This is a genomic window from Aquabacterium sp. T101, from assembly GCF_057219775.1.
Map to the genome: position 1 here is coordinate 277,354 of NZ_JBXVVZ010000001.1, position 26,217 is coordinate 303,570.

Annotated in this window: 24 protein-coding genes and 1 tRNA gene; 16 read left to right on the plus strand and 9 right to left on the minus strand. The window is 70.3% G+C overall.

The genetic code is table 11. The features are described 5' to 3' along the window. Nucleotides 1-8: 8 nt before the first annotated feature. The 5 genes from AC2EAQ_RS01270 to lptF are packed head-to-tail and all read right to left on the minus strand — an operon-like array spanning nt 9 to nt 4,711. Complete coding sequence (locus AC2EAQ_RS01270; RefSeq protein WP_484639870.1) at nt 9-1,169, minus strand: pyridoxal phosphate-dependent aminotransferase; 1,161 nt, start codon at nt 1,167-1,169, stop codon at nt 9-11. Next, nucleotides 1,169-2,122 (minus strand): CysB family HTH-type transcriptional regulator, encoded by a 954-nt coding sequence (locus tag AC2EAQ_RS01275; protein WP_484639871.1) that lies wholly within the window; start codon nt 2,120-2,122, stop codon nt 1,169-1,171. The genes AC2EAQ_RS01270 and AC2EAQ_RS01275 overlap by 1 nt, the downstream gene beginning before the upstream one ends. Continuing rightward, nucleotides 2,119-2,490 (minus strand): sirohydrochlorin chelatase, encoded by a 372-nt coding sequence (locus tag AC2EAQ_RS01280; protein WP_484639872.1) that lies wholly within the window; start codon nt 2,488-2,490, stop codon nt 2,119-2,121. The genes AC2EAQ_RS01275 and AC2EAQ_RS01280 overlap by 4 nt, the downstream gene beginning before the upstream one ends. After that, nucleotides 2,487-3,611: an LPS export ABC transporter permease LptG gene (lptG, locus tag AC2EAQ_RS01285; RefSeq protein WP_484639874.1), complete on the minus strand. Its 1,125-nt coding sequence runs from the start codon at nt 3,609-3,611 to the stop codon at nt 2,487-2,489. Before lptG ends, AC2EAQ_RS01280 begins: the two co-directional genes overlap by 4 nt. Then, nucleotides 3,608-4,711, minus strand: a complete 1,104-nt coding sequence (gene lptF / locus AC2EAQ_RS01290; protein WP_484639876.1) for an LPS export ABC transporter permease LptF — start codon at nt 4,709-4,711, stop codon at nt 3,608-3,610. Before lptF ends, lptG begins: the two co-directional genes overlap by 4 nt. Nucleotides 4,712-4,738: 27 nt before the next feature. Between lptF and AC2EAQ_RS01295 the strand changes: the two genes are divergently transcribed. From AC2EAQ_RS01295 to AC2EAQ_RS01315, 5 genes are all read left to right on the plus strand, one after another. After that, nucleotides 4,739-6,199: a leucyl aminopeptidase gene (locus tag AC2EAQ_RS01295; RefSeq protein WP_484639877.1), complete on the plus strand. Its 1,461-nt coding sequence runs from the start codon at nt 4,739-4,741 to the stop codon at nt 6,197-6,199. A 43-nt stretch (nt 6,200-6,242) separates the two neighbouring features. Next, nucleotides 6,243-6,680, plus strand: coding sequence for a DNA polymerase III subunit chi (locus AC2EAQ_RS01300; protein ID WP_484639878.1), 438 nt, complete (start codon nt 6,243-6,245; stop codon nt 6,678-6,680). Then, a complete protein-coding gene (locus tag AC2EAQ_RS01305) occupies nt 6,677-7,153 on the plus strand; it encodes a hypothetical protein (RefSeq protein WP_484639879.1) in 477 nt (158 codons plus the stop codon). The genes AC2EAQ_RS01300 and AC2EAQ_RS01305 overlap by 4 nt, the downstream gene beginning before the upstream one ends. Before the next feature lie 211 nt (nt 7,154-7,364). After that, complete coding sequence (locus AC2EAQ_RS01310; RefSeq protein WP_484639880.1) at nt 7,365-8,495, plus strand: branched-chain amino acid ABC transporter substrate-binding protein; 1,131 nt, start codon at nt 7,365-7,367, stop codon at nt 8,493-8,495. Between the two features lie 171 nt (nt 8,496-8,666). Then, the gene (locus AC2EAQ_RS01315) at nt 8,667-8,888 is read left to right on the plus strand and encodes a hypothetical protein (protein ID WP_484639881.1); all 222 of its coding nucleotides are present in this window, start codon (nt 8,667-8,669) and stop codon (nt 8,886-8,888) included. A gap of 11 nt (nt 8,889-8,899) precedes the next feature. Here AC2EAQ_RS01315 and AC2EAQ_RS01320 read toward each other — a convergent pair. The 3 genes from AC2EAQ_RS01320 to AC2EAQ_RS01330 form a co-directional block, all read right to left on the minus strand. Further along, nucleotides 8,900-8,990, minus strand: a tRNA-Ser gene (locus AC2EAQ_RS01320). 46 nt (nt 8,991-9,036) lie between these two features. Beyond that, nucleotides 9,037-9,963, minus strand: a complete 927-nt coding sequence (locus AC2EAQ_RS01325) for an SPFH domain-containing protein (protein ID WP_484639882.1) — start codon at nt 9,961-9,963, stop codon at nt 9,037-9,039. A gap of 21 nt (nt 9,964-9,984) precedes the next feature. After that, nucleotides 9,985-10,419 carry an NfeD family protein gene (locus AC2EAQ_RS01330; RefSeq protein ID WP_484639884.1) on the minus strand — a complete coding sequence of 145 codons (435 nt, stop codon included), beginning with the start codon at nt 10,417-10,419 and terminating at the stop codon, nt 9,985-9,987. A 79-nt stretch (nt 10,420-10,498) separates the two neighbouring features. On the opposite strand from AC2EAQ_RS01330, the gene AC2EAQ_RS01335 reads away from it, so the two are divergent. After that, entirely contained in the window at nt 10,499-12,745 is a 2,247-nt protein-coding gene (locus AC2EAQ_RS01335; RefSeq protein WP_484639885.1) for an Orn/Lys/Arg family decarboxylase, read from the plus strand. Nucleotides 12,746-12,757: 12 nt separating this feature from the next. On the opposite strand, the gene fabI is transcribed toward AC2EAQ_RS01335, so the two are convergent. Then, nucleotides 12,758-13,543: an enoyl-ACP reductase FabI gene (gene fabI / locus AC2EAQ_RS01340; RefSeq protein WP_484639886.1), complete on the minus strand. Its 786-nt coding sequence runs from the start codon at nt 13,541-13,543 to the stop codon at nt 12,758-12,760. A gap of 173 nt (nt 13,544-13,716) precedes the next feature. Between fabI and rimP the strand changes: the two genes are divergently transcribed. The 10 genes from rimP to AC2EAQ_RS01390 all read left to right on the plus strand — a co-directional run bounded on the left by rimP (nt 13,717) and on the right by AC2EAQ_RS01390 (nt 26,194). After that, entirely contained in the window at nt 13,717-14,244 is a 528-nt protein-coding gene (gene rimP, locus AC2EAQ_RS01345; protein WP_484639887.1) for a ribosome maturation factor RimP, read from the plus strand. A gap of 7 nt (nt 14,245-14,251) precedes the next feature. Then, nucleotides 14,252-15,742 (plus strand): transcription termination factor NusA, encoded by a 1,491-nt coding sequence (gene nusA / locus AC2EAQ_RS01350; protein ID WP_484639888.1) that lies wholly within the window; start codon nt 14,252-14,254, stop codon nt 15,740-15,742. Nucleotides 15,743-15,759: 17 nt separating this feature from the next. Continuing rightward, nucleotides 15,760-18,573, plus strand: coding sequence for a translation initiation factor IF-2 (infB, locus tag AC2EAQ_RS01355; RefSeq protein WP_484639890.1), 2,814 nt, complete (start codon nt 15,760-15,762; stop codon nt 18,571-18,573). Nucleotides 18,574-18,689: 116 nt separating this feature from the next. Next, nucleotides 18,690-19,055: a 30S ribosome-binding factor RbfA gene (gene rbfA / locus AC2EAQ_RS01360; protein ID WP_484639891.1), complete on the plus strand. Its 366-nt coding sequence runs from the start codon at nt 18,690-18,692 to the stop codon at nt 19,053-19,055. Next, nucleotides 19,055-19,963: a tRNA pseudouridine(55) synthase TruB gene (gene truB, locus AC2EAQ_RS01365; protein ID WP_484639892.1), complete on the plus strand. Its 909-nt coding sequence runs from the start codon at nt 19,055-19,057 to the stop codon at nt 19,961-19,963. The genes rbfA and truB overlap by 1 nt, the downstream gene beginning before the upstream one ends. A 19-nt stretch (nt 19,964-19,982) precedes the next feature. Beyond that, on the plus strand, nt 19,983-21,800 hold the full coding sequence (gene typA / locus AC2EAQ_RS01370) for a translational GTPase TypA (RefSeq protein WP_484639893.1): 1,818 nt from the start codon (nt 19,983-19,985) through the stop codon (nt 21,798-21,800). Between the two features lie 38 nt (nt 21,801-21,838). Beyond that, a complete protein-coding gene (locus AC2EAQ_RS01375) occupies nt 21,839-22,681 on the plus strand; it encodes a DMT family transporter (protein ID WP_484641129.1) in 843 nt (280 codons plus the stop codon). Between the two features lie 73 nt (nt 22,682-22,754). Continuing rightward, nucleotides 22,755-24,389, plus strand: coding sequence for a wax ester/triacylglycerol synthase family O-acyltransferase (locus tag AC2EAQ_RS01380; protein ID WP_484639894.1), 1,635 nt, complete (start codon nt 22,755-22,757; stop codon nt 24,387-24,389). A gap of 48 nt (nt 24,390-24,437) precedes the next feature. After that, nucleotides 24,438-25,280: an esterase/lipase family protein gene (locus AC2EAQ_RS01385; protein WP_484639895.1), complete on the plus strand. Its 843-nt coding sequence runs from the start codon at nt 24,438-24,440 to the stop codon at nt 25,278-25,280. Between the two features lie 11 nt (nt 25,281-25,291). Beyond that, a complete protein-coding gene (locus tag AC2EAQ_RS01390; RefSeq protein WP_484639896.1) occupies nt 25,292-26,194 on the plus strand; it encodes an alpha/beta fold hydrolase in 903 nt (300 codons plus the stop codon). The last annotated feature ends 23 nt before the right edge of the window (nt 26,195-26,217 follow it).

Sequence of the window (26,217 nt, forward strand, 5' to 3'; positions counted from 1 at the left end):
GCCGTCGCCTACAGGCGCGACAGGCGCTCCAGCGCCAGCTTCAGGGTCTCGTCGCGCTTGGCGAAGCACAGCCGGGCGATCTGCTGGTTGCGCCCGTCCTCGTAGAACGCCGACAGCGGGATCGCGGCCACGCCGACCTCGGTGGTGAGCCAGCGGCAGAAGTCCTCCTCGCCGAGGTCGCTGACCTGCGAGTAGTCCACGCACTGGAAGTAGCTGCCCTCGCTGGGCAGCAGGCGCAGTCGCGTGGCCGCGAGGCCGGCGCGGAACAGGTCACGCTTGGCCTGGTAGAAGGCCGGCAGGCCGAGGTAGGGCGCCGGGTCGGCGAGGTACGCCGCCAGCGCATGCTGCATCGGCGTGTTGACCGTGAACACGTTGAACTGGTGCACCTTGCGGAACTCGGCCGTCAGCGAGGCCGGGGCGGCCACCGTGCCGACCTTCCAGCCCGTGACATGGAAGGTCTTGCCGAAGCTCGACACGACGAAGGCGCGTGCCGCCAGCACCGGATGCGACGACGCGCTGAGGTGCGGCTGCGCGTCGAACACCATGTGCTCGTACACCTCGTCGCTGATCAGCAGCGTGTCGGTCGGTTCGAGCAGGCGCCCCAGGCGGTCCATGTCCTCGCGGCGCCAGACCGTGGCGCTGGGGTTGTGCGGGGTGTTGACGATGATCGCCCGCGTGCGCGGGTTCAGGGCCGCGGCGATGGCGTCGAAGTCGGGCCGGAACGTGCCGGGCGTCAACGCCACGCGCACCACGCGGCCGCCGGCCAGCTCGATGTTGGGCACGTAGCTGTCGTAGCAGGGCTCCAGCACGATGACCTCGTCGCCGGGGTGCACGATGGCCAGGATCGCGGTCAGGATGGCCTGCGTGGCGCCGGCGGTGACGGTGATCTCGCTGGCCGGGTCGTAGCGTCGGCCGTACAGCGCCTCGATCTTGGCCGCCACGGCGTCGCGCAGCACCGGCACGCCGGTCATCGGCGGGTACTGGTTGTGGCCGGCCCGCATCGCGGCGTCCACCGCGTCGAGCAGGCGCGGGTCGCAGCCGAAGTCCGGGAAGCCCTGGCCCAGGTTGACGGCGCCGTGCTGCTGCGCCAGCGCGGACATCACGGTGAAGATGGTGGTGCCCACGGCGGGCAGGCGGGACTGCAGGGCGGGGGTTCGGTGCATGCTCATCACAGGGCAGGGTCGGACTGGGAATCGGCGGTGCCGGTCATCGCCTTGATGATCAGGGCGCGGGTCAGCCGCTCGGACAGCAGCTCGGCGAAGGTGTAGACGAAGCTGCGCAGGTAGGCGCCGCGCTTGAACGCGACGCGGGCGACGTTGTCGCCGAACAGGTGGCCCAGCGGCCGCGACACGAGATCACCGCCGGGCGGGTCCTCGCGGGTGGCCATCTCGGCCACGATGCCCACGCCCAGGCCGGAGCGGACATAGGTCTTGATCACGTCCGAGTCGATCGCCTCGATCACGATGTCCGGCTGCAGGTGGGCGCGGGCGAACGCGTTGTCGATGCGCGTGCGGCCGGTGAACGACGGGTGGTAGCTCACCAGGGGCACGGCGGCCAGCTGCTCCAGCGTCGGCCGCTCCACCGCCGCCAGCGGATGGGTGGTCGGCACCACCATCACGTGCTGCCACGTGTAGCAGGGCAGGGTGATCAGCTCGTCGAAATCCGCCAGCGATTCGGTGGCCAGGCCGATGTCGGCACGCTCCTCGATCAGCATCTGTGCCACCTGCTGCGGGTTGCCCTGGTGCAGCGCGACGTTGACGCGCGGAAAGCGCCGGCGCAGCAGCGTGACCGGCTCGGGCAGCACGTAGCGCGCCTGCGTGTGCGTGGTGGCGATCGACAGGTGGCCGGCGTCCTGCTTGCTGAACTCCTCGCCGATGCGGCGCAGGTTGCCGACCTCGCGCAGGATGACCTCGATCGACCGCAGCACCTGCTCGCCGGGCTCGGTGACGCGGCGCAGCCGCTTGCCGTGGCGCGCGAAGATGTCGATGCCCAGTTCCTCCTCGAGTTCGAGGATCGCCTTGGACACGCCGGGCTGCGACGTGTGCAGGGCCTTCGCGGTCTCGGTGAGGTTCAGGCCGCGCCGCGCGGCCTCCTGGACGAAGCGGAACTGGTGCAGGTTCATGTGCGCACCATCGACAGGGCGTGCTCGGCCATTGCAGCCACCACGGCCGGGGCCTCGCCGGCGGCCGGATGCAGCCGCGTCTGCACCGACGGATGCCGATCCGTCACGGCCTGCACCATCGGCGGCAGGTCGCGCCGCAGGTGGCCGCCGGTGCCGAGGAACAGCGGCAGCACGTCGATGCGGGTGCAGCCGTCGGCCACCAGTGCGTCGGCGGCCTCGTCCAGGCCGGGCTGCATGAACTCCAGGAACGCCAGCCGCACCGGCAGCCCCGGGTCGCGCGCGGCCAGTGCGGCACGGACGGTCTCGAACGGCTCGGCCCAGCGCGGGTCGCGCGAGCCGTGGGCGAACAGGATCAGGCCGGTCTTCATCGGTACCTCACGAGCCAGGCAAAGGCGGCCATCGACAGCAGCAGGTAGATCAGGCTGGGCGCGGCCGCGGCGATCCAGGGTGTCCACTCGCGCAGCACGCCGAGGTGCCCGGCCACGTTGTTCAGCAGCACGAAGCTGCTGCCCAGCATGATGCCGCCGAAGACCTTGAAGCTGACGCCGCCGCGGCGCGACTGCAGGTAGGCGAACGGCAGGGCCAGCGCCACCATCACGATGCAGGCCAGCGGGTACAGGGCCTTCTTCCAGAACTGGATCGAGTGGCGCTGCGCCGCCTGCTCCTGGGCCGCCAGGTGGCGGCTGTAGCGCCACAGCTCGATCGTCGACATCGTCGATACCGGCAGCACCGCCGCGGCCACCACGCCGGCGTCCAGGCCGCTGGGCCAGCGCACCTGCGCATGCCGCTCCTCGCGCACCGAGGCCGACGGTGCCTGCGCGGCCGGGGACGCGCCCGACGGCCACTCGGTGATCACCGCGCCGTCGAGCAGCCAGAATCCGTCGCCCACGCGCGCGCTGCGCGCCGAGACGCGGGTGACGAGGCGGCTGTCGCTGTCCACCTCGAACAGGCGCACGTCCTCCAGCACGCCCTCGGGGGTGGTGCGGCGCACGTTGACCGAGACGCTGACCTCGGTGCCGTCGGCCCGCGTGCGGCGGTCCTTCAGCCAGGCGCCGGTGCGCCCGAGGGTGCGCCCGCCCTGCAGCCCGGACTTCAGCGCCACGCCCTCGCGCTCGCTCCAGGGGGCCACGTAGTCGCCGACCACGAAGTTCAGCGCCGCGAACGCCAGCGCCAGCATCGACAGCAGGCCGAGCGCGCGGCCCGGCCCGAGGCCGCCGGTGCGCAGGATGGTGAACTCCGAGGTCTGCGCCATGCGCGCCAGCGCGAAGATCGTGCCGATCAGCACCGTGATCGGGAACACCTCGTAGAAGCGCCCGGGCGTGTCCAGCAGCGACGCCAGCACGGCATGGACGACGGTGAAGCCGCCCTTGCCCACGTCCTCGAGCTCGTCGACGAAGTCGATGAAGAAGAACAGCGACAGGAACGCCAGCGTGACGAAGCCCACCGCGCCGGCGATGTCGCGGTAGAGCAGGCGGCGTACGGTCCTCATGCCGCGGCCCTGCGGCGCGGTCGCGGCAGACGCATCAGCGCCACCTGCGCATGGTCGCGCCACCAGATGAGGACGAGGGCCAGCGCCAGTGCGCCGCCATGCAGCGTCAGCAGCATGGTGCCGAGGCCGACCTTGCCGCTGGCCACCCAGGCCTGGCTCAGGTTGATGAGGTTGAAGTAGACGACGAAGCCGAGCAGGGCCAGCAGCAGGTTCCAGTTGCTGGCGCGACGCGGATTCGTCGCCGCCAGGCCGATGCCGATCAGCACCAGGTTGGCGGCGCCGAACAGCATGCCCAGCCGCCATGCGATCTCGCCCTGGTGACGTGCGGTCGGGTCGCGCAGCAGGTCGATCGTGCGCATGGCCTTGGGCGGCTGCGACGTCGCACGTCGCAGCGCCCGCTCGCCCGCCAGCACGCGGTAGGTATCGAAGCTCGACAGCAGCCGCTCTCCGTCGCTCGAGTCGATCTCGTTGCGCTGGCCGCGCTCGAGCACCAGCCAGCGCTCGTTGCCCACGTTCTGCAGCTGCCCGCCCCGGGCGGTGGTCACGGACTCGCGCGTGCCGTCCGTCGACAGGATGAAGACGTTGCGCGCGTTCACCGACTCGGGCGCCTCGCGCTCGACGAAGAACACCCGCGAGCCGTCACGCGAGGTCTGGAACACGCCGGGGGCCACGCGCGACAGGTCGGAGCGCTGCTCGTAGCGCTCGCGCAGGTTGGTGCTCTGGCGGTTGCCCCAGGGCCAGACGAACAGCACCAGCAGCGACACCACCAGCAGCACCGGCCAGCCCGTGCGCAGCACCGGCCGCACGAAGCGGCCGAGCGGCACGCCGCTGGCGAACCAGATCGCCATCTCGCTGTCGCGGTACATGCGGCCCAGGCACACCACCACCGCGATGAACAGCGACAGCGTCAGCATCGTCGGCAGGTGGCCGAGCGCGGTGTAGCCCAGCAGCAGCACCACGTCCTGGGGCGCGATCGCGCCGCCCGCCGCCTGTCCCAGCGTGCGGATCAGCATCATCGTCAGCACGATCGTCAGGATGACGACGAGCGTGCCGCCGAACGTGCGCGACAGGTCCTTCCGCAGCGTGGTATCGAATAACATCGGCAAATCACGAAACTGGTTTTCATTATGGACTTCCAATTCCAGGTTTCGCCCGCCCAAGGGCTGTCGTCCGTGGCCGCCGATGCGCTGCTGGTGGTGGTGACGGGCAGCACGCCGCCGGCCGGGCTCGACAAGGCGGTGGCCACCTTGCTGGCCGATGCCGTGGCCCAGGGCGACTTCGAGTTCAAGCCCGGGCGGGTGCTGTACGTGCATCGCCCGGCCGGGCTGAAGGCGGCACGGCTGGCCTTCGTCGGCGCAGCCAACGCGTCGCCCAAGGCGTTCAAGGCCGCCGTGGCCGCCGGCCTCGGCGCGCTCAAGGCGCTGGGCGTGACCACGCTGGCGGTCGCGCGCCCCGGCGCCGACGCCCTGGGCGACGGCCATGCCGAGGCGCTGGTGACGGCGGTGGCCGACGCGGTCTACGTGTATCGCCACACCAAGCCCAGCGCCCCGGCGGCACCCAAGCTGACGTCGGTGGCGCTGATGGGCGGCCGCAAGGAGGCTGCCGCCGCGTCGAAGGGCCTGGCCCGCGGACAGGCCCTGGCGGCCGGCGTGGCCCTGGCGCGCGAGTGCGGCAACCGCCCGGCCAACCATGCGACGCCGAGCCACCTGGCGTCGGAGGCGCGCAAGCTCGGCAAGCAGTTCGGCTTCGACGTCGACGTGCTGGACCGCAAGCAGATCGACAAGCTCGGCATGGGCTCGTTCCTCGCGGTGGCTCAGGGCTCGGCCGAGCCGCCGCGCTTCATCGTCATGCGCTACCAGGGCGCGGCCAAGTCCAAGGCACCGGTGGTGCTGGTGGGCAAGGGCATCACCTTCGACACCGGCGGCATCTCGCTCAAGCCCGGCGCCGAGATGGACGAGATGAAGTTCGACATGTGCGGCGCGGCCAGCGTGCTGGGCACGATGCGCGCCGTGGGCGAGCTCAAGCCCAAGGTCAATGTGGTCGGCCTGATCGCGGCCTGCGAGAACATGCCCGGCGGCCGCGCCGTGAAGCCCGGCGACGTGGTGACCAGCATGTCGGGGCAGACCATTGAGATCCTGAACACCGACGCCGAGGGCCGCCTGATCCTGTGCGACGCGCTCACCTATGCCGAGCGCTTCAAGCCCGCGGCCGTGGTCGACATCGCCACGCTCACCGGCGCTTGCGTCATCGCCCTGGGCAACCACCACTCGGGCCTGTTCGCCGCCGACGAGCGGCTCGGCGCCGACCTGCTGGCCGCGAGCCAGGCGGCACTGGACCCGGCCTGGCGCATGCCGCTCGACGACGAGTACGACGAGGGCCTGAAGAGCAACTTCGCCGACATGGCCAACATCGCCGGCCGCGCCGGTGGCGCCATCACCGCGGCGATGTTCCTCAGGCGCTTCGCCGGCAAGTTCCCCTGGGCGCACCTGGACATCGCCGGCACGGCTTGGAAGAGCGGGGCCGCCAAGGGCGCCACGGGTCGCCCGGTACCGCTGCTCACGCACTTCGTGCTGTCGCGCGCCGGCTGAGGCCAGAGGGCCGGGCCGGCTGCATCCGCGTCGAGGCGGCACCATGAAGGTCGAGTTCCACTCCGGCGTGCCCGACAAGCTGGAGCACGCCTGCCGCCTGCTGCGCAAGGCGCAGGCCGCCGGGGCCCGCGTGGTGGTCACGGGCGAGCCGGCCCTGCTGGACCGTCTCGACGTGGCCCTGTGGACCTTCGACGCGCTGGCCTTCGTGCCGCACGTGCGCCTGCGCGGGCAGGCCGAGCCGGGCCCGGTGGCCCGTCGCACGCCCGTGTGGCTGACCGACGCCCCGGCGCAGAGCGCCTGGCGCGACGTGCTGGTGAACCTGGGGCCGGACATGGCGGACGGCTGGCAGGACTTCGGCCGCGTCATCGAGGTGGTCCAGGAGGGCGACGCCGAGCGCGGCAGGGCGCGTCAGCGCTGGCGCACCTACGGGGGGCACGCCGGTGTCGAGCTGGTGCACCACGACCTGGGGGCGGCGCCATGACCGTTCCGCACGACAGCCTGCCGACCCTCACCGAGGTGATCGCGGTCGTGCCCGACGAGCCGACGCCGTCCGCGCCGGTGCCCCTGGCGCCCGACTCGGTGCCGCTGGATGTCGCGCCGACCGTGGCGCCGGCGCCGCCGCATGCCATCCCGCGCATGCGCCTGTGGGGCGAGCCGGACCCGGCGCAGGTGGTGGACGATGTCGTGGCGCGGCTGCAGCCGACGCTGGAGGCCTGGGTGCGCGACCGCCTGTCCGAAGGCCTGCAGCAGGCCCTGCAGGACACGGTGCGCCGGTCGGTCGAGGCGGCCCTGGCGCGGGCCGTCGCCGCCGCGGTGGACGACGCCGTGGCCCGCGCCGTGCAGGCCGGTGTCGACCAGGCCGGTGCCGACCTGGCACGCCGTTTGCGCTCAGAACTGCCGGCGCTGGCACGGGCTGCCTTCGAGTCGACGCGGTCCGATCCCCCCGCTCGCTGATACCGGTGGTTGCAGGTCATCCTGCGTCACCGGGACAGCGTTGTGGTCATTCCTGTCCAGGCGACGCAAGCCCTTACCGGGCGGCGTCCTTAGGCAGATACCCGATGCGGAATCGGCGGGCTTTTGCAGTATTGTGTCGGCCGCTGAGACAACTACCGTTTCCGCTCGCTTCTCAACATCCTCACTGGAGGCTCTCCTCATGCGAATCAAGATGCTCCCGATCGTTGCCGCCGTCGCGTTCCTCGCGGCGGGCACCGCCAGCGCCCAGGACATGGTCGTCAAGATCGGCCACGTCGGCCCCACCAGCGGCGCGATTGCCCACCTCGGCAAGGACAACGAGAACGGCGCCCGCATGGCCATCGACGAACTCAACGCCAAGGGCGTGACGATCGGCGGCAAGAAGGTGAAGTTCGAGCTGCTGGCCGAAGACGATGCGGCCGACCCGAAGCAGGGCACCGCCGCTGCGCAGAAGCTGGTCGACAGCAAGGTCAATGGCGTCATCGGCCACCTGAACTCCGGCACCTCGATCCCCGCGTCCAAGATCTACAGCGACGCCGGCATCCCCCAGATCAGCCCGTCGGCCACGAACCCCAAGTTCACCCGCAACGGCTACAAGACCACGTTCCGCGTGGTGGCTGACGACGTGCACCTGGGTGGCACACTCGGCAAGTACGCCGTCCAGAAGGTGAAGGGCAAGTCCATCGCCGTGATCGACGACCGCACCGCCTACGGCCAGGGCGTCGCCGACGAGTTCGAGAAGGGCGTCAAGGCCGCCGGCGGCAAGACCGTCGCGCGCGAGTTCACCAACGACAAGGCCACGGACTTCACCGCCATCCTGACCTCCATCAAGGCCAAGAAGCCCGACGTGGTCTTCTTCGGCGGCATGGACGCGGTGGCCGGCCCGATGCTGCGCCAGATGAAGCAGCTCGGCATCAACGCCAAGTTCATGGGCGGCGACGGCATCTGCTCCAGCGAGCTGCCCAAGCTGGCTGCGGGCACCATGGCCGACGGCCAGGTGGTGTGCGCCGAGGCCGGTGGCGTCGAAGGCGAAGCCAAGAAGTCGATGGACACCTTCTATGCGGCCTACAAGAAGAAGTACAACGATGACGTGAAGGTGTACGCGCCCTACGTGTACGACGCCGTCAACGTGATGGTGGCCGCCATGGTCAAGGCCGGTTCCGCCGACCCGAAGGTCTACCTGCCGGTGCTGGCCAAGACCTCCGGCTACAAGGGCGTGACCGGCACGATCTCCTTCGACGAGAAGGGCGACATCAAGAACGGCGCGCTGACGCTGTACACGTTCAAGGACGGCAAGCGCGACCAGATCGCCGTGGTGCGCTGATCGATCCGACGACACGGTTTACACCGTAACGAAACAAACGCCCGCATTCGCGGGCGTTTGTGTTTGGGGGCCGCGGTGCGTGGATGCGACGAACCCCCCGGGTCGTGGCGGTCCGCGACGGCGGCGACGTGGGGATCATGCAGACATCCCGATTCCGCACCGGATGTCACCATGCATACGATCAACGCGACCCGCACGCGCCAGCCCCACGAGGCCGGCGTGCTCAACGTGCCCGAGGGCTATGTGGGCCCGATGACGCTGCCCGGCAGCAACGGCCGCACGGTCTACTGGACCGGGCGCGTGGCCATCGGCCTGCGCCACCAGCCGTCACAGTCGCCCGCCGGCGCGACGCAGTCGGCGCTGTGGATCCAGGACCTGCTGCTGGCGGCCTGAGGCCGCGCAACTGGCGGAGGGAGCGGGATTCGAACCCGCGGTGGGCTGTTAACCCACACACGCTTTCCAGGCGTGCGACTTAAACCGCTCATCCATCCCTCCGGGGACAGAAGGCGGCAATTCTAGCCGCGGTCCCGGGCGCGCCCGGTCAGCGACCGGCGCCGCTGCCGCCCTGCTTGATGACGGCCATGGCGCTGGCGATCAGCGCCGACACCTCGGTCATGTTGCCCGGCACGATCATCGTGTTGTTCTTCTGTGCCAGCTGGCCGTAGGCTTCCACGGCCTTCTCGGCCACCTTGAGCTGCACCGCCTGCTCGCCGCCCGGCGACTGGATCGCCGCGGCGATCTTGCGGATGGCCTCCGCGCTGGCCTCGGCCACGGCGATGATGGCGGCGGCCTCGCCCTGGGCGGTGTTGATCTCGGCCTGCTTCTCGCCCTCGGACCGGGCGATGAAGGCCTCGCGCTCGCCCGTGGCGATGTTGATCTGCTCCTGGCGCCGGCCTTCGGACGCGGCGATCAGCGCGCGCTTCTCGCGCTCGGCGGTGATCTGCTGCTGCATCGCGTGCAGGATCGCCGCCGGAGGGGTGAGGTCCTTGATCTCGTAGCGCAGCACCTTGACGCCCCAGTTCTGCGCCGCCTCGTCGAGCGCCTGCACCACCGACGCATTGATCGCGTCGCGTTCCTCGAAGGTCTTGTCCAGTTCCATGCGGCCGATCACCGAGCGCAGCGTGGTCTGCGCCAGCTGCGTGATCGCCACGATGTAGTTCGACGAGCCGTAGCTCGCGCGCATCGGGTCGGTGACCTGGAAGTACAGGATGCCGTCCACCGTGAGCTGGGTGTTGTCCTTGGTGATGCAGACCTGGCTCGGCACGTCGAGCGGGATCTCCTTGAGCGAATGGCGGTAGGCCGCGCGGTCGACGAAGGGCACCAGGAAGTTCAGGCCCGGCGACAGCGTCGCGTGGTACTTGCCCAGTCGCTCGACGACCCAGGCGTTCTGCTGCGGCACCACCTTGACCGACCGGATCACGAAGATGATCGCGATGACAAGGATGACGATGGAGACGATTTCGCTCATGGCAGGAGGTCCGTTGAGGGGTCAGGGGGCGGTTTCGACGTGCAGGCGGTTGCCCTCGACACGGCGGATGACGTGCCAGCCGGGCGCCGGGGCGCCGGGGCCTTCGTGGCGCACCGACCAGCGGGCGCCCCGGTACATGGCGTGGCCGGTGCCGTCGGGGCGCCATTCGGTCACCTCGAGGCGCTCGCCGATGTCGAGGTTGACGTCGCGGTTCTGGTCGGCCGGGGGCGCGGCGGGTTCGCGCTGGCGCTTGAGGTGCCAGAACGTGACGGCGGCACCGCCGACGAGCGCCGCGGTGACGAGCTGCAGGCTGCCCGCGAGGCCGGCATGGGCGGCCAGCGCCGCGGCGGCGGCCCCCAGGGCCAGCATCAGCAGGTAGAACGTGCCGGTGGCCAGCTCGGCGGCCACGAGCACGCCGGTGACGATCCACCACCAGGTGGCCAGGCTCAGGTCCATCGTGTCGCTCCAGGGTCGGCGGACCAGTGTATCGGCTCTACACTGGGCGCCACATCTCCTTCTCGAGGGCACGGTTTCGATGCACAGGTTCCACTTTCCGATCGTCATCATCGACGAGGACTACCGCAGCGAGAACACCTCGGGGCTGGGCATCCGCGCGCTGGCGCAGGCCATCGAGAAGGAGGGCGTGGAGGTCGTGGGCACCACGAGCTACGGCGACCTCGCGTCCTTCGCCCAGCAGCAAAGCCGCGCCTCGGCCTTCATCCTGTCGATCGACGACGAGGAGTTCACGCCGGGGCCCGAGCTGGACCCGGCGGTGCTGAAGCTGCGCGAGTTCATCCGCGAGATCCGCTTCCGCAACGCCGACATCCCGATCTACCTGTATGGCGAGACGCGCACCAGCCAGCACATCCCGAACGACATCCTGCGCGAGCTGCACGGCTTCATCCACATGTTCGAGGACACGCCGGAGTTCGTGGCGCGTCACATCATCCGCGAGGCGCGCAGCTATCTCGACGGGCTGGCGCCGCCGTTCTTCAAGGCGCTGATGGAGTATGCGCGCGACGGCTCGTACTCCTGGCACTGCCCGGGGCATTCGGGCGGCGTGGCGTTCCTGAAGAGCCCGGTCGGGCACATGTTCCACCAGTTCTTCGGCGAGAACATGCTGCGCGCCGACGTGTGCAACTCGGTGGAGGAGCTGGGCCAGCTGCTCGACCACACCGGCCCGGTGGCGCAGAGCGAGCGCAATGCGGCGCGCATCTTCAATGCCGACCACTGCTTCTTCGTCACCAACGGCACCAGCACCAGCAACAAGATGGTGTGGCACCACACGGTGGCGCCGGGCGACGTGGTGGTGGTGGACCGCAACTGCCACAAGTCGATCCTGCACAGCATCATCATGACCGGCGCGGTGCCGGTGTTCCTGCCGCCCACGCGCAACCACCTGGGCATCATCGGGCCGATTCCCGAGTCGGAGTTCGCGCCCGAATCGATCCGGCGCAGGATCGCGGCCAACCCGCTGCTGGCCGGGATGGACCCCGACAAGGTGCGCCCGCGCATCATGACGCTGACGCAGAGCACCTACGACGGCGTGCTCTACAACACCGAGACCATCAAGGCCCGGCTCGACGGCTGGATCGACAACCTGCATTTCGACGAGGCCTGGCTGCCGCACGCGGCCTTCCACCCCTTCTACGCCCAGTTCCATGCGATGGGCAAGCACACGCAGCGGCCGAAGGACGCGGTGGTGTACTCGACGCAGAGCACGCACAAGCTGCTGGCGGGCATCAGCCAGGCCTCGCAGGTGCTGGTGCAGGACTCGCAGCGGGTGGCGCTGGACCGCCACCTGTTCAACGAGGCCTACCTGATGCACACGTCGACCTCGCCGCAGTACGCGATCATCGCCAGCTGCGACGTGGCCGCCGCCATGATGGAGCCGCCCGGCGGCACCGCGCTGGTGGAAGAGAGCCTGCGCGAGGCCCTGGACTTCCGCCGCGCCATGCGCAAGGTGGACAAGGAGTTCGGCCGCGACTGGTGGTTCAAGGTCTGGGGCCCGGACAAGCTGGCCGCCGACGGCATCGGCAGCCGCGACGCCTGGATGCTGGGTGCCAACGACAAGTGGCACGGCTTCGGCGATCTGGCGCCGGGCTTCAACCTGCTCGACCCGATCAAGAGCACGATCGTCACGCCGGGCCTGGACGTGACGGGCAAGTTCGCCAAGACCGGCATCCCGGCGTCGATCGTCACCAAGTTCCTCGCCGAGCATGGCGTGGTGGTCGAGAAGACCGGCCTGTACTCGCTGTTCGTGATGTTCACGATCGGCATCACCAAGGGCCGCTGGAACACGCTGCTCACCGCGCTGCAGCAGTTCAAGGACGACTACGACCGCAACCAGCCGATGTGGCGCATCCTCCCGGAGTTCTGCGCCGCGCATCCGACCTACGAGCGCATGGGCCTGCGCGACCTGTGCCAGTCGATCCACGAGATGTACGCCAAGTCCGACGTGGCGCGCCTGGTGACCGACATGTACCTGTCGGACCTGCACCCGGCGATGAAGCCGGCCGACGCCTATGCGCGCATCGCGCACCGCGACACCGAGCGCGTGCCGATCGACCAACTCGAAGGCCGCATCACCACGTCGCTGCTGACGCCGTATCCGCCGGGCATCCCGCTGCTGATCCCGGGGGAGCGGTTCAATCGCAAGATCGTCGACTACCTGCGCTTCACGCGCGAGTTCAACGCCCGCTTCCCGGGTTTCGACACCGACGTGCACGGCCTCGTCGAGGACGAGGCCCAGGGCTACTACGTCGACTGCGTCAAGGGTTGAGCGCCGGCAGGCTCAGGCCTGCGGCGCCATTGACCCGGCCTGCGAGAAGCCGCCGTCGACGTACATCACCTCGGCGCTGACGCCGGCGCTCAGGTCCGACAGCAGGAACGCGGCGGCGTTGCCCACGTCGTCGATGGTCACGTTGCGCCGGATCGGGGCCTGGGCGGCGAAGTCGGCCAGCAGCTTGCCGATGTCCTTGATGCCCGACGCGGCCAGCGTCTTGATCGGGCCGGCCGAGATGGCGTTGACCCGCACCCCGCGCGAGCCCAGGCTCTGCGCCAGGAAGCGCACGCTGGACTCCAGCGACGCCTTGGCCAGGCCCATGGTGTTGTAGTTGGGCACGTAGCGCACCGCGCCCAGGTAGCTCAGCGTCAGCAGCGCAGAGCCCGGGCGCAGCCGGGGCAGGGCGGCCTTGGCCATGGCGGGGAAGCTGTAGGCCGAGATCTCGTGCGCCGTGCGGAAGGCGTCCCGCGACAGCCCGTCGAGGAAGTCGCCGGCGATCGCCTCGCGTGGCGCGAAGGCGATGGCGTGCACGAAGCCGTCGAACTGGTCCCAGTGCTCGCCGAGCTGGGCGAACAGGCGCTCGATCTGGGCGTCCTCGCTGACGTCGCAGTCGAACACCAGGCTGGAGCCGAACTCGGCGGCGAACTCGACGATCCGCTCCCGGAAGCGCTCGCCCTGGTAGCTGAAGGCCAGTTCGGCGCCTTCGCGGTGGCAGGCGCGGGCGATGCCGTAGGCCAGGGAGCGGTTGTTCAGCACGCCCGTGATCAGGAGCCGCTTGCCGGCCAGGAATCCCATTTCTTGCTCCGTGCGAGGTTCGAGGCGGCAGATTCTGTCACGAGCCACGCAGGATATTGAAGGCACGCCTCTTGCAGGGTACAATCCGCGCTTCGCTGAAACCCCTGAATAACGTCATGGGCGGATTTCAACAATCCCGCCCATTTTTTTTGGCCGATCGCTTTTTCCCACGGATGACCTGGCAGCAAGCCGTCGAACGCACCGTCACCGGTCTCGGTTACGAGATGGTCGACCTCGAACGCTCGGGGGGCGGGCTGCTGCGCGTCTACATCGACCGGGTGCCTGGTCGGGCCTACCCGACCGGCGAGTCGGAGTTCGTCACCGTCGAGGATTGCGAGGCCGTGACGCGCCAGCTGCAGCACGTGCTCGAGGTGGAGCAGTGCGACTACGCCCGGCTCGAGGTGTCCTCGCCGGGGCTGGACCGCCCGCTCAAGCGCGAGGCCGACTACGCCCGCTTCGCCGGCAACGCCATCGACCTGACACTCAAGCTGCCGCTGGCCGGCCGCAAGAAGTTCAAGGGCGTGCTGGGTGCGCGCGACGGCGGCTGGCGCCTCGCGCTGGAGCCCGCGGCCAAGGGTGCGCCCGAGCAGGCGCTGGATTTCGTTTTCGACGAGGTGCGCGAAGCGCGCCTCGTGCCGGTGGTTGATTTCAAGGGTCGCAAGGGCCGGCAAGGCGCCGTGCAGCCGACCGACGGAGAGTGACAAAAAGATGAACCGCGAAATGCTCATGCTGGTGGACGCCATCTCGCGCGAGAAGAGCGTGCCCCGCGAAACCGTGTTCGGCGCCGTCGAGTCCGCGCTGGCCCAGGCCACCAAGAAGCTGCACGGCGGCGAGGTGGACATCCGGGTGGCGATCGACCGCGAGACGGGCGAGTACGAGACCTTCCGCCGCTGGCACGTCGTGGCCAACGAGGCCGGCCTGCAGATCCCGGACGCCGAGATCCTGCTGTTCGAGGCCCAGGAGCAGATCCCGGACATCGAGGTCGACGACCACATCGAGGAGCCGGTGGACTCGGTGCCGATCGGCCGCATCGGCGCCATGGCCGCCAAGCAGGTGATCCTGCAGAAGATCCGCGACGCCGAGCGCGAACAGCTGCTCAACGACTTCCTCTCGCGCGGCGAGAAGATCATGGTCGGCAGCGTCAAGCGGCTGGACAAGGGCGACCTGATCGTCGAGTCGGGCCGCGTCGAGGGCCGCCTCAAGCGCACCGAGATGATCCCGAAGGAGAACCTGCGCAGCGGCGATCGCGTGCGGGCCTACATCCTGGGCGTCGACCAGACCATCCGCGGCCCGCAGATCATGTTGTCGCGCAGCTCGCCCGAGTTCATGAAGGAGCTCTTCGCCCAGGAAGTGCCCGAGATGGAACAGGGCCTGCTGGAGATCAAGAGCTGCGCCCGCGACCCGGGCAGCCGCGCCAAGATCGCCGTGGTGTCGCACGACAAGCGGGTCGATCCAATCGGCACCTGCGTCGGCGTGCGCGGCTCGCGCGTCACCGCCGTCACCAACGAGCTCGCCGGCGAGCGCGTGGACATCGTGCTGTGGTCCGACGACCCGGCGCAGTTCGTCATCGGCGCGCTGGCCCCGGCCAACGTCTCGTCGATCGTGGTCGACGAGGAGCGTCACGCGATGGACGTGGTGGTGGACGAGGAGAATCTCGCCATCGCCATCGGCCGCGGCGGCCAGAACGTGCGCCTCGCGTCCGAGCTGACGGGCTGGCGCATCAACATCATGACGGCCGAGGAGTCCGAGGCCAAGCAGGCCAAGGAGAGCGAGTCGGTGCGGCGCCTGTTCGTCGACAAGCTCGACGTCGACGAGGAAGTGGCCGACATCCTGATCGCCGAGGGCTTCAACAGCCTCGAGGAAGTGGCCTACGTGCCGATGCAGGAGATGCTCGAGATCGAGGGCTTCGACGAGGACACCGTCAACGAGCTGCGCACCCGTGCCAAGGACGCGCTGCTGACGATGGAGATCGCCAAGGAAGAGGCCGTCGAGGAAGTCTCCCAGGACCTGCGTGACCTGGAGTTCCAGGGCCGCGGCCTCACCGCCGAGCTGATTGCCAAGCTGGCCGAAGGCGGCGTGCACACGCGCGACGACCTGGCGGACCTTGCCGTGGACGAGTTGACCGAGATGACGGGCATGGGCGAGGACGACGCCAAGGCCCTGATCATGAAGGCGCGCGAACACTGGTTCAACGACTGAGCGGAAGACAAGCACACATGGCCGTGACCACCGTCGCCCAATTCGCTGCCGAGCTCAATCGCCCGGCCACCACGCTGCTGGACCAGCTCAGCGCTGCCGGCGTGGCCAAGCAGTCGGCTGACGATCCGCTGTCCGACGCCGACAAGGCGCGGCTGCTCGATCACTTGCGCAGCTCGCACGGCGTGGCGCCGTCCGACCGCAAGAAGATCAGCATCACGCGCAAGAGCACCACCGAGATCAAGCAGGCCGACTCGTCCGGCAAGGCCCGCACGATCCAGGTCGAGGTGCGCAAGAAGCGCACCTTCGTCAAGCGCGACGACGCCCCGGCCGGTGCCGACGAGCCCGCGGCCCCGGCCGCGCCGGTGATCGACGAGGCCGAGCTCGAGCGCCGCGCCGAGGAAGCGCGTCGCCAGGCCGAGCTGCTGCGCCGCCAGGAAGAGGAACTGGCGGAGAAGCGCCGCCAGCGCGAGGAACAGGAGCAGCGTGAGCGCGAGGCCGCCGAGGCCCGTGCCCAGGCCGCCGCCGAGAAGGCTGCCAACGAGCTGGCGGCTGGCGCACCGCCGGCCGAACCGCCGGCCCCGGCGCCGGCACCTGCTGCCGACGCGCCCAAGCCCGCCGCGGTGCGCGTGGTCAAGGCGTCCGACGACGCCGCGGCCGAGAAGCAGCGCCTGGCCGACCTGGAAAAGCGCCGCAAGGCTGCCGAGGAAGAGGCCGCCGCCATCCGCGCCATGATGAGCGCGCCCAAGAAGGTGATGGTGGCCAAGAAGCCCGAGGAGCCGCCGAAGCCGGCGGTCGATCCGGCGGGCATCAAGGGCACCATCCACAAGGCGGCAGCGCGTCCGGGGGCTCCGGCGCCGGCCTCCACCGCGGCCAAGCCCGGCGAGAAGAAGTCGGTCAAGTCGGAAAAGCTGTCCTCCAGCTGGGCCGACGACGCCGCCAAGAAGCGCGCCCTCAAGACCCGTGGCGACACCGGTGGCGGCGCGCGGGCCGGCTGGCGCGCTCCGCGCGGCGGCGCGGGCCGTCGTGGCGACCGCGACAGCCATGGTGCGGACTCGGCGCCGATGTCCACCGAGTTCGTGCAGCAGGAAGTGCACGTGCCGGAGACCATCACGGTGGCCGACCTGGCGCACAAGATGAGCGTCAAGGCGGCCGAGGTGGTCAAGCAGCTGATGAAGCTGGGCCAGATGGTCACCATCAACCAGTCGCTCGACCAGGAAACCGCGATGATCCTGGTGGAGGACATGGGCCACAAGGCGGTGGCGGCCAAGCTGGACGATCCCGACGCGTTCACCGAGGAGGAGACCGCGGCGCAGACCGGCGAGCTGCTCTCGCGCGCGCCGGTGGTCACCGTCATGGGCCACGTCGACCACGGCAAGACTTCGCTGCTGGACTACATCCGCACCACCCGCGTCGCCGCGGGCGAGGCGGGCGGCATCACGCAGCACATCGGCGCGTACCACGTGCAGACGCCGCGCGGCATGATCACCTTCCTGGACACCCCGGGCCACGCCGCGTTCACGGCGATGCGCGCGCGCGGTGCCAAGGCGACGGACATCGTCATCCTGGTGGTGGCGGCCGACGACGGCGTGATGCCGCAGACCAAGGAAGCGATCCACCATGCCAAGGCGGCGGGCGTGCCCATCGTCGTGGCGATGAACAAGATCGACAAGCCCGAGGCCAACCCCGAGCGCGTCAAGAGCGAGCTGGTGGCCGAGCAGGTCGTGCCCGAGGACTTCGGCGGCGACTCGCCCTTCGTGCCCGTGTCCGCCAAGACCGGCCAGGGCATCGACGACCTGCTGGAGCAGGTGCTGCTGCAGGCCGAGGTGCTGGAGCTCAAGGCGCCCACCGAGGCGGCCGCCAAGGGTCTGGTGATCGAAGCCCAGCTCGACAAGGGCCGCGGCCCGGTGGCCACCGTGCTGGTGCAGTCCGGCACGCTGCGTCGTGGCGACGTGGTCCTGGCCGGGTCGAGCTACGGCCGCGTGCGTGCCATGCTCGACGAGAACGGCAAGGCCATCACCGAGGCCGGCCCGTCGATCCCGGTGGAGATCCAGGGCCTGACCGAGGTGCCGCAGGCCGGCGACGAGTTCATGGTGCTGGCCGACGAGCGCCGCGCGCGCGAGATCGCCACCTTCCGCCAGGGCAAGTACCGCGACGTGAAGCTGTCCAAGCAGCAGGCCGCCAAGCTCGAGAACATGTTCGACCAGATGGGCGTGGGCGCACAGACGCTGGGCCTGATCGTCAAGGCCGACGTGCAGGGCTCGCAGGAAGCACTGTCCAGTTCGCTGGCCAAGCTGTCCACCGACGAGGTCAAGGTGCAGGTGGTGCACGCGGCCGTGGGCGGCATCAGCGAGAGCGACGTCAACCTGGCCATCGCGTCCAAGGCGGTGATCATCGGCTTCAACGTGCGCGCCGATGCGCAGGCGCGCAAGCTGGCCGAGTCGTCGGGCGTCGACATCCGCTACTACAACATCATCTACGACGCGGTCGACGACGTGAAGGCGGCGATGGCCGGCATGCTGGCCCCCGAGCAGCGCGAGGAAGTCATCGGCACGGCCGAGATCCGCACCGTGTTCGTGGCCAGCAAGATCGGCACCGTGGCCGGCTCGATGGTCACCGCCGGGCGCGTCACGCGCAGCGCGCGCTTCCGCCTGCTGCGCGACAACGTCGTGATCTACACCGGCGAGGTCGATTCGCTCAAGCGCATGAAGGACGACGTCCGCGAGGTGGCCGAAGGCTTCGAGTGCGGCATCAAGCTCAAGAACGTCACCGACATCAAGGAAGGCGACCAGCTGGAGTTCTTCGAGGTCAAGGAAGTCGCCCGGACCTTGTGATTCCGGGAGGGGCGACGGCGGGCCGGCGCGTGCCGGCATCCGCCGCGTGCGCCGGTCGGACCGAAGCCTTGGAGCCCCGCCCTGCGGGGCTCCTTGCTTGAAAGAGGGCAACGTCGATGCGACACAAGAAAGCCATTCCCAACCGCAGCTTCCGCGTGGCCGACCAGATCCAGCGCGATCTGGCCGAGCTGATCCGCGAGCTGAAGGACCCCCGCGTGGGGCTGCTCACCGTCAATGGCGTGGACGTGTCGCCCGACTACGCCCATGCCAAGGTGCGCTTCTCGCTGCTCGTGGGCGACCCGCAGGACTGCGAGGACGCGCTCAACGAGGCCGCGGGCTGGCTGCGCAACGGCCTCTTCAAGCGCCTCGCGATCCACACCGTGCCGACCCTGCATTTCGAGTTCGACCGCACCACCGAGCGTGCCGCCGAACTCAACGCGCTGATCCGCCAGGCCAACGCCTCGCGCGCGAAGGACGAGTGATGGCCCGCCGCGCCCTGCATGGTGTGCTGCTGCTGGACAAGCCCCTGGGCCTGTCCAGCAACGACGCATTGCAGAAGGTGCGCCGCCTGCTCAATGCCGACAAGGCCGGCCACACCGGCACGCTCGATCCGCTGGCCACCGGGCTGCTGCCGCTGTGCTTCGGCGCGGCGACCAAGTTCTCCCAGGTGAGCCTGGACGCCGACAAGCGCTACACCGCCACGCTGGCGCTGGGCGTCACCACCACCACCGGCGACCGCGAGGGCGACGTGCTCGAGCGCCGGCCGGTGCAGGTGGACGGCGCCGCGCTGTCCGCGGTGCTGGCGCGTTTCACCGGGCCGATCGCGCAGGTGCCGCCGATGCATTCGGCGCTCAAGCACGAGGGCCGGGCGCTGTACGAGTACGCCCGCGAGGGCATCGCGGTGGACCGGCCGGCACGCCACGTCACGATTCACGCGCTCGACATGATGTCCTGGCAGGATGACCTGCTGACGCTGGACGTGCGTTGCAGCAAGGGCACCTACGTGCGCACCCTGGCCGAGGACATCGGTGCCGCGCTCGGCTGCGGCGCCCACCTGCAGGCGCTGCGCCGCACCGGCAGCGGCGCGCTGTCGGTGGACGACGCCGTCACGCTCGACGCGCTGGCCGCGATGCCCGAGGCCGCGCGCGACGCGCGCCTGCTGCCGCCCGACGTGCTGCTGGCCGACTGGCCCGAGTGGCGGCTGCCCGCGCACGAGGCGGCGCGCTTCCTGACTGGGCTGCGCCGCCGCGTGGCTGCGGCCGACTGCGAGCGCGTGCGCGTCTATGGCCCCGAGCCGCAGGCCCTGCTGGGCGCGGCCCACATCGCCGCCGGCGAACTGATCCCCGACCGACTTCTCTCGCCCGCCGAAGTGCAGGCGCTACTGCACTGAGTTACCGAGACCTTCCGCCATGAACACCCAGATCCGCAACATCGCCATCATCGCCCACGTCGATCATGGCAAGACCACGCTGGTCGACCAGCTCCTGCGCCAGAGCGGCACCTTCCGCGAGAACGAGAAGATCGCAGAGCGCGTGATGGACAACAACGACCTCGAGCGCGAGCGCGGCATCACCATCCTGGCCAAGAACTGCGCCGTCAAGTGGCAGGGCACGCACATCAACATCGTCGACACCCCGGGCCACGCCGACTTCGGCGGCGAGGTCGAGCGCGTGCTGTCGATGGTGGACAGCGTGCTGCTGCTGGTGGACGCGGTGGAAGGCCCGATGCCGCAGACCCGCTTCGTCACCAAGAAGGCGCTGGCGCTGGGCCTGAAGCCCATCGTCGTCGTCAACAAGGTGGACCGTCCGGGCGCGCGCCCCGACTACGTCATCAACGCGACCTTCGAGCTGTTCGACAAGCTCGGCGCCACCGAGGACCAGCTCGACTTCCCGGTCGTGTTCGCTTCGGGCCTGAACGGCTGGGCCTCGCGCACGCAGGGCGAGGTCGGCACCGACATGGCGCCGCTGTTCGACGCCGTGCTGGAGCACGTGCCGCCGCACGAGGGCAGCGAGGACGAGCCGCTGCAGCTGCAGATCTGCTCGCTCGACTACTCCAGCTACGTCGGCCGCATCGGCATCGGCCGCGTGCACAGCGGCGTGCTCAAGCCGGCGATGGACGTGGCCGTGTACGAGGGCCCGGACTCCACGCCGCGCAAGGCGCGCATCAACCAGGTGCTCAAGTTCGAGGGCCTGGCGCGCGTGCCCGCCGACAGCGCGGGCCCCGGCGACATCGTGCTGGTCAACGGCATCGAGGACATCGGTATCGGCATGACGCTGACCGACATCGACAACCCGCGCCCGCTGCCGATGCTCAAGGTGGACGAGCCGACGCTGACGATGAACTTCTGCGTCAACACCTCGCCGTTGGCCGGCCGCGAGGGCAAGTTCGTCACCAGCCGCCAGATCCGCGACCGCCTCGAGCGCGAGCTGCAGAGCAACGTGGCGCTGCGCGTGGTGGACACCGACGAGGACGGCATCTACGAGGTCAGCGGTCGCGGCGAGCTGCACCTGACCATCCTGCTGGAGAACATGCGTCGCGAGGGCTACGAGCTGGCCGTCAGCAAGCCGCGCGTGGTGTTCCACGAGGAGAACGGCGAGAAGCTCGAGCCGATCGAGATGGTGACCGTGGACGTGGAGGACAGCCACCAGGGCGGCGTGATGCAGGCCCTGGGCGAGCGCCGCGCCGAACTCGTCAACATGGAAGCCGACGGCATGGGTCGCGTGCGTCTGGAGTACCGCATCCCGGCCCGCGGCCTGATCGGCTTCCAGAACGAATTCATGAACCTCACCCGCGGCACCGGGCTCATCAGCAACATCTTCGACGGCTACGAGCCCTATCGCGGCGAGATCGGCGGGCGCAAGAACGGCGTGCTGATCAGCATGGACGACGGCGAGATCGTCACCTACGCGCTGGGCAAGCTCGACGACCGCGGCCGCATGTTCGTGCGCCCGGGCGACCCGGTGTACGAAGGCATGATCGTCGGGATCCACAGCCGCGACAACGACCTCGTGGTCAATGCCGTGCGCCAGAAGCAGCTGACGAACTTCCGCGTCTCCGGCAAGGAGGACGCGATCAAGATCACGCCGCCGATCGACCTCACGCTCGAATACGCGGTGGAGTTCATCGAGGACGACGAGCTGGTCGAGATCACGCCCAAGAGCATCCGCCTGCGCAAGCGCCACCTCAAGGAGCACGACCGCAAGCGCGCTTCGCGCGAAGCGGCGTGACGGCGCCGGGCTGGTCGCACGGCCGCGCAGTGGCCGTGATGCTGGCGGCCACGCTGATGTGGAGCATCGCCGGCGTGGTGACGCGCTGGCTCGACGGCACCGCCCCGTTCGAGATGACGTTCTGGCGCAGCGCGGCCAATGCGGTGGCGCTGGTGGTGCTGCTGTCGCTGTGGCGCGGGCCGGGCTGGCTGGTGCATCAGCTTCGCCAGGGCGGGCGCGCGCTGTGGCTGTCGGGCGCCTGCTGGTGCGTGATGTTCACCGCCTTCATGCTGGCGCTGACCCTCACCACCGTAGCCAATGTGCTGGTCACCATGGCGTTGGCGCCGCTGTTCACCGCGCTGGCCGCGCGTATCGCGCTCGGCCACCGGCTGGCGGCGCGCACCTGGGTCGCGATCGTGCTGGCCGGCGCGGGCATCGGCTGGATGTACGGACACGAACTTCAGGGCGGGCGCCACCTGCTGGGCACGGCGGTGGCGCTGGCCGTGCCCGTGGCCGCGGCCGTGAACTGGACGCTGATCCAGAGCCTGCGCGGCCGCGACGACGCGCCGGACATGCTGCCCGCCGTGCTGCTGGGCGCGCTGATGTCCGCGGCCGTGGCGCTGCCGCTGGCCTGGCCGCTGCAGGCCAGCGCGCACGACATCGGCTGGCTGTCGATGCTGGGCCTGGTACAGCTGGCCATTCCGTGCCTGCTGTCGGTGATGGTGGGCCGCGTGCTGTCGGCGCCCGAGATCTCGCTGCTGGGCCTGCTGGAGGTGCTGTTCGGCGTGGCCTGGGTCTGGCTCGGTGCCGGCGAGGCGCCCACGACGGCGGTGTTCGTGGGCGGCGCGCTCGTGCTGTTGGCCCTGGCAGGAAACGAAGCCCTGGCGCTGCGCGGCCGCTGAGCTTCCGGGCGCCCGCGGCGCCTAGGGTCTGCCCCCAACACGGGCGGCTGTCGCGCGGCCTAGCATGGCCGGCATGAAGCGACTGTCCGGCCTCGACGCCACCTTCCTGCACCTCGAATCGCCCGAGATGCCGATGCACGTGGGTGCGCTCCACGTGTTCGAGCTGCCCAAGGGGTTCCGGGGCCGGTTCGCGAACCGCCTGCGCCAGCATCTGGCCGAGCGGCTGCCTCTGACGCCGCCATTGCGTCGCCGCCTGTGGATGATGCCGCTGAACATCACCAACCCGGTGTGGGTGGACGCGGTGCCCGACATGAAGCTGCACGTGGTGGAGCATCGCCTGCCGGCGCGGCGCGCAGGCCGTGACACCGATCCCGACCGCGCGGCGCTTGAAGCCCTGGTCGGTCGCCTGCACGTCGAACTGCTCGACCGGCGCCGGCCGCTGTGGCGCTTCCACGTGATCGAGGGCCTGGCGCCCGGCCCGCAGGGCCAGCGCCGCGTGGCGATGTACACGCAGCTGCACCACGCGGCGGTGGACGGGCAGGCGGCCGTGGCCCTGGCCAATGCCATCCTGGACCTCGGCCCCGAGCCGCGCTCGCCCGAGATCAAGGCGTCCACGCGCGAGAAGCGCTTTCGCCTGTCGATGGTGGAGATGATCTCCGGCGCGGTGACGAGCGAGGTGCAGCAGGTGGCGCACCTGCTGCGCGCGCTGCCGGGCACGGCCGGGTCGCTGGGCGGGGCCGCGACGCAGATGGTGTCGCGCAGTGCGCTGGTGACCGGGCGCACCCGGGCCGGCAGCCTGGGCCTGGCGCCGCGCATGGCGCTCAACGTGCCGGTGACGGCCGGGCGGGCGTTCTCGGCGGTGAGCCTGCCGCTGCCCGAGCTCAAGGCCCTGGGTAAGGCCCATGACGCCACGCTCAACGACGTGGTGCTGTGGCTGGTGGGCACCGCGCTGCGCGAGCACTACCTGGCCCAGGGCGGCCTGCCGCGCAAGTCGCTGGTGGCCGCGGTGCCGGTGTCGCTGCGCGCCAAGGGCGACACCACGGCCGACAACCAGGCCTCGATGACGCTGGTGAGCCTGGGCACGCACGTGGCCGACCCGGCGCGGCGGCTGGCGCATGTGCGGGCCGCCACGCGCGCGATGAAGAGCACGCTGGCGAGCGTGAAGAACGTGCTGCCGACCGACTTTCCGTCGCTGGGCGTGTCGTGGCTCACCGAGGCCGCGTCGGCGATCTATCGCCGCGCCACCGAGTCCGAGCTGGTGCCGGCGGTGGCCAACGTGGCCATCTCCAACGTGCCCGGGCCGCCGGTGCCGCTGTACCTGGCGGGCGCGCGGATGCTGACCAACTACCCGTGCTCGATCGTCACCCATGGCATGGCGCTCAATGTCACGGTGCAGAGCTACGACCAGTCGCTCGACTTCGGCCTGATGGCCGATGCGAAGGCGCTGCCCGACGTGCGTCGCCTGGCCGACCGGCTGCCGCAGGCGCTCGAGCTGATGCGCGCGATGCCGCCCGATGCCGGCGACGACGAGGCGGTGGCGCCGGTCAAGGCCGCCAAGGGGGCGTCGGGCACAGCGACCAGGACAGTCAAAGCGAAGAAGGCGACGCAGGCGACCGTGGCGACTGCGGCGACGAAGGCGAAGAAAGCCGCCCCGCGCAAGGCCGCTGCGCGCGGCACGCTGTCGCCTGCGCGACAGTCGCGCCGCTAGGGCAAACGCCCCACGGCCGCACGGCGCGCAGCCGATACGATGCGGGCGATGAAACCGAGACGTCCCACCCGTCCCGCCCGACCCTCCGCCGCGCTGCCGCCGCTGTTCCACGAGGCCGACCTCAAGGCGCCGCACCCGCTGCTGGTGCTGCTGGAAGGCCGGGCGCCCTGGGAGGCCGCGGCGATGGTGGCGGCGATGCCGTGGCTGCGCCGCCTGCCGCGCGGCGACGGCCACCCGGTGATCGTCTACCCGGGCCTGGGTGCCACCGACCTGACCACCGCGCCGCTGCGCAGCTTCCTGCAGGACCTGGGCTACAGCGCCTACCCCTGGAAGCAGGGCTTCAACTTCGGCCCGCGGCGCGGCGTGCTGGAGGCCGTGCGCGACCACCTGCAGCGCATCGCCGCGCGCCACGACGACCAGGTCAGCCTGATCGGCTGGAGCCTGGGCGGCGTCTATGCGCGCGAGATGGCCAAGGAGTTCCCGCAGCTGGCGCGCTGCGTCATCACGCTGGGCTCGCCGTTCACTGGCCACCCGCGCGCCACCAATGCCTGGCGCTTCTACCAGTGGGTGAGCGGGCAGGACGTGCACGACCCCGAGCTGATCGAGCAGATCCGCGGCAACCCGCCGGTGCCCACCACGTCGATCTACTCGCGCACCGACGGCGTGGTGGCGTGGCAGTGCAGCCTCAACGAGGACTCGCCGCTGGCCGAGAACATCGAGGTGCACGCCAGCCATATCGGCATGGGCATGAACCCGCTGGCGCTGTACGCCATCGCCGACCGCCTGCGCCAGGATCCGGCGCGCTGGAAGCGCTTCGACGCGGCGGGCGCCCGGCGCTGGTTCTACCGCACCACCGGTATGGCGCCCTTTGCCGCGGCCCAGCCGCCGTAGGCGCCGCGCCGATGCAGATCCAGGCCAACGGCCTGCACATCGAGGTCGACGACCAGGGCCCGCCGGCCTCGCCAGGGGGCCCGCCGATCCTGATGCTGATGGGCCTGGGCATGCAGCTCACGTCATGGCCGCAGCCGCTGGTGGACCGGCTGGTGGCGCGCGGGCGCCGCGTGGTGCGCATCGACAACCGCGACGCCGGGCTGTCGCAGGGCTTCGACGCCCTTGGCGTGCCCAACCTGATGTGGGCCACCGCGCGCTACCTGATGCACCTGCCGGTGCATGCGCCCTACACCGTGGCCGACATGGCCGCCGACGCGCTCGGCGTGCTCGACGCGCTGCGCATCGAGCGGGCCGACGTGGTGGGCGCGTCGATGGGCGGCATGATCGCGCAGCACCTGGCCTGCGCGCAGCCACAGCGCGTGGCCCGCCTGACGCTGCTGATGACCACGAGCGGCGCGCGGCACCTGCCGCAGGCGTCGGCCCGCGTGCGCATGGCGCTGCTCGACGGTCGCCGCATCCCGGCCCACGACGAGGACGCACTCGTGGACCGCCTGGAGCGCGTCTTCGGCATCATCGGCAGCCCGGCCTACCGGCCGCAGCCGGGCCCCGAGCAGGACGCGCTGCGCCAGCGCCTGCGCGAATCGATCCGACGCGCCTACCGGCCGGCCGGCGTGGCGCGGCAGCTCGTGGCCATCGTGGCCGACGGCGACCGCACACCGATGCTGCGGCGCCTGACCGTGCCGACGCACATCGTGCATGGCGTGGACGACCCGCTGGTGCCCGTGGCCAGCGCGCACGACCTGCACGCGACCATCGCCGGGTCGACGCTGGAACTGATCGACGGTATGGGGCACGACCTCCCGCCGGCGCTGTGGCCCAGGCTGGCCGACGCGATGGTGGGTCCGGTGCGCTGAGCCGGCAGCCTCGCCGGGCCGCG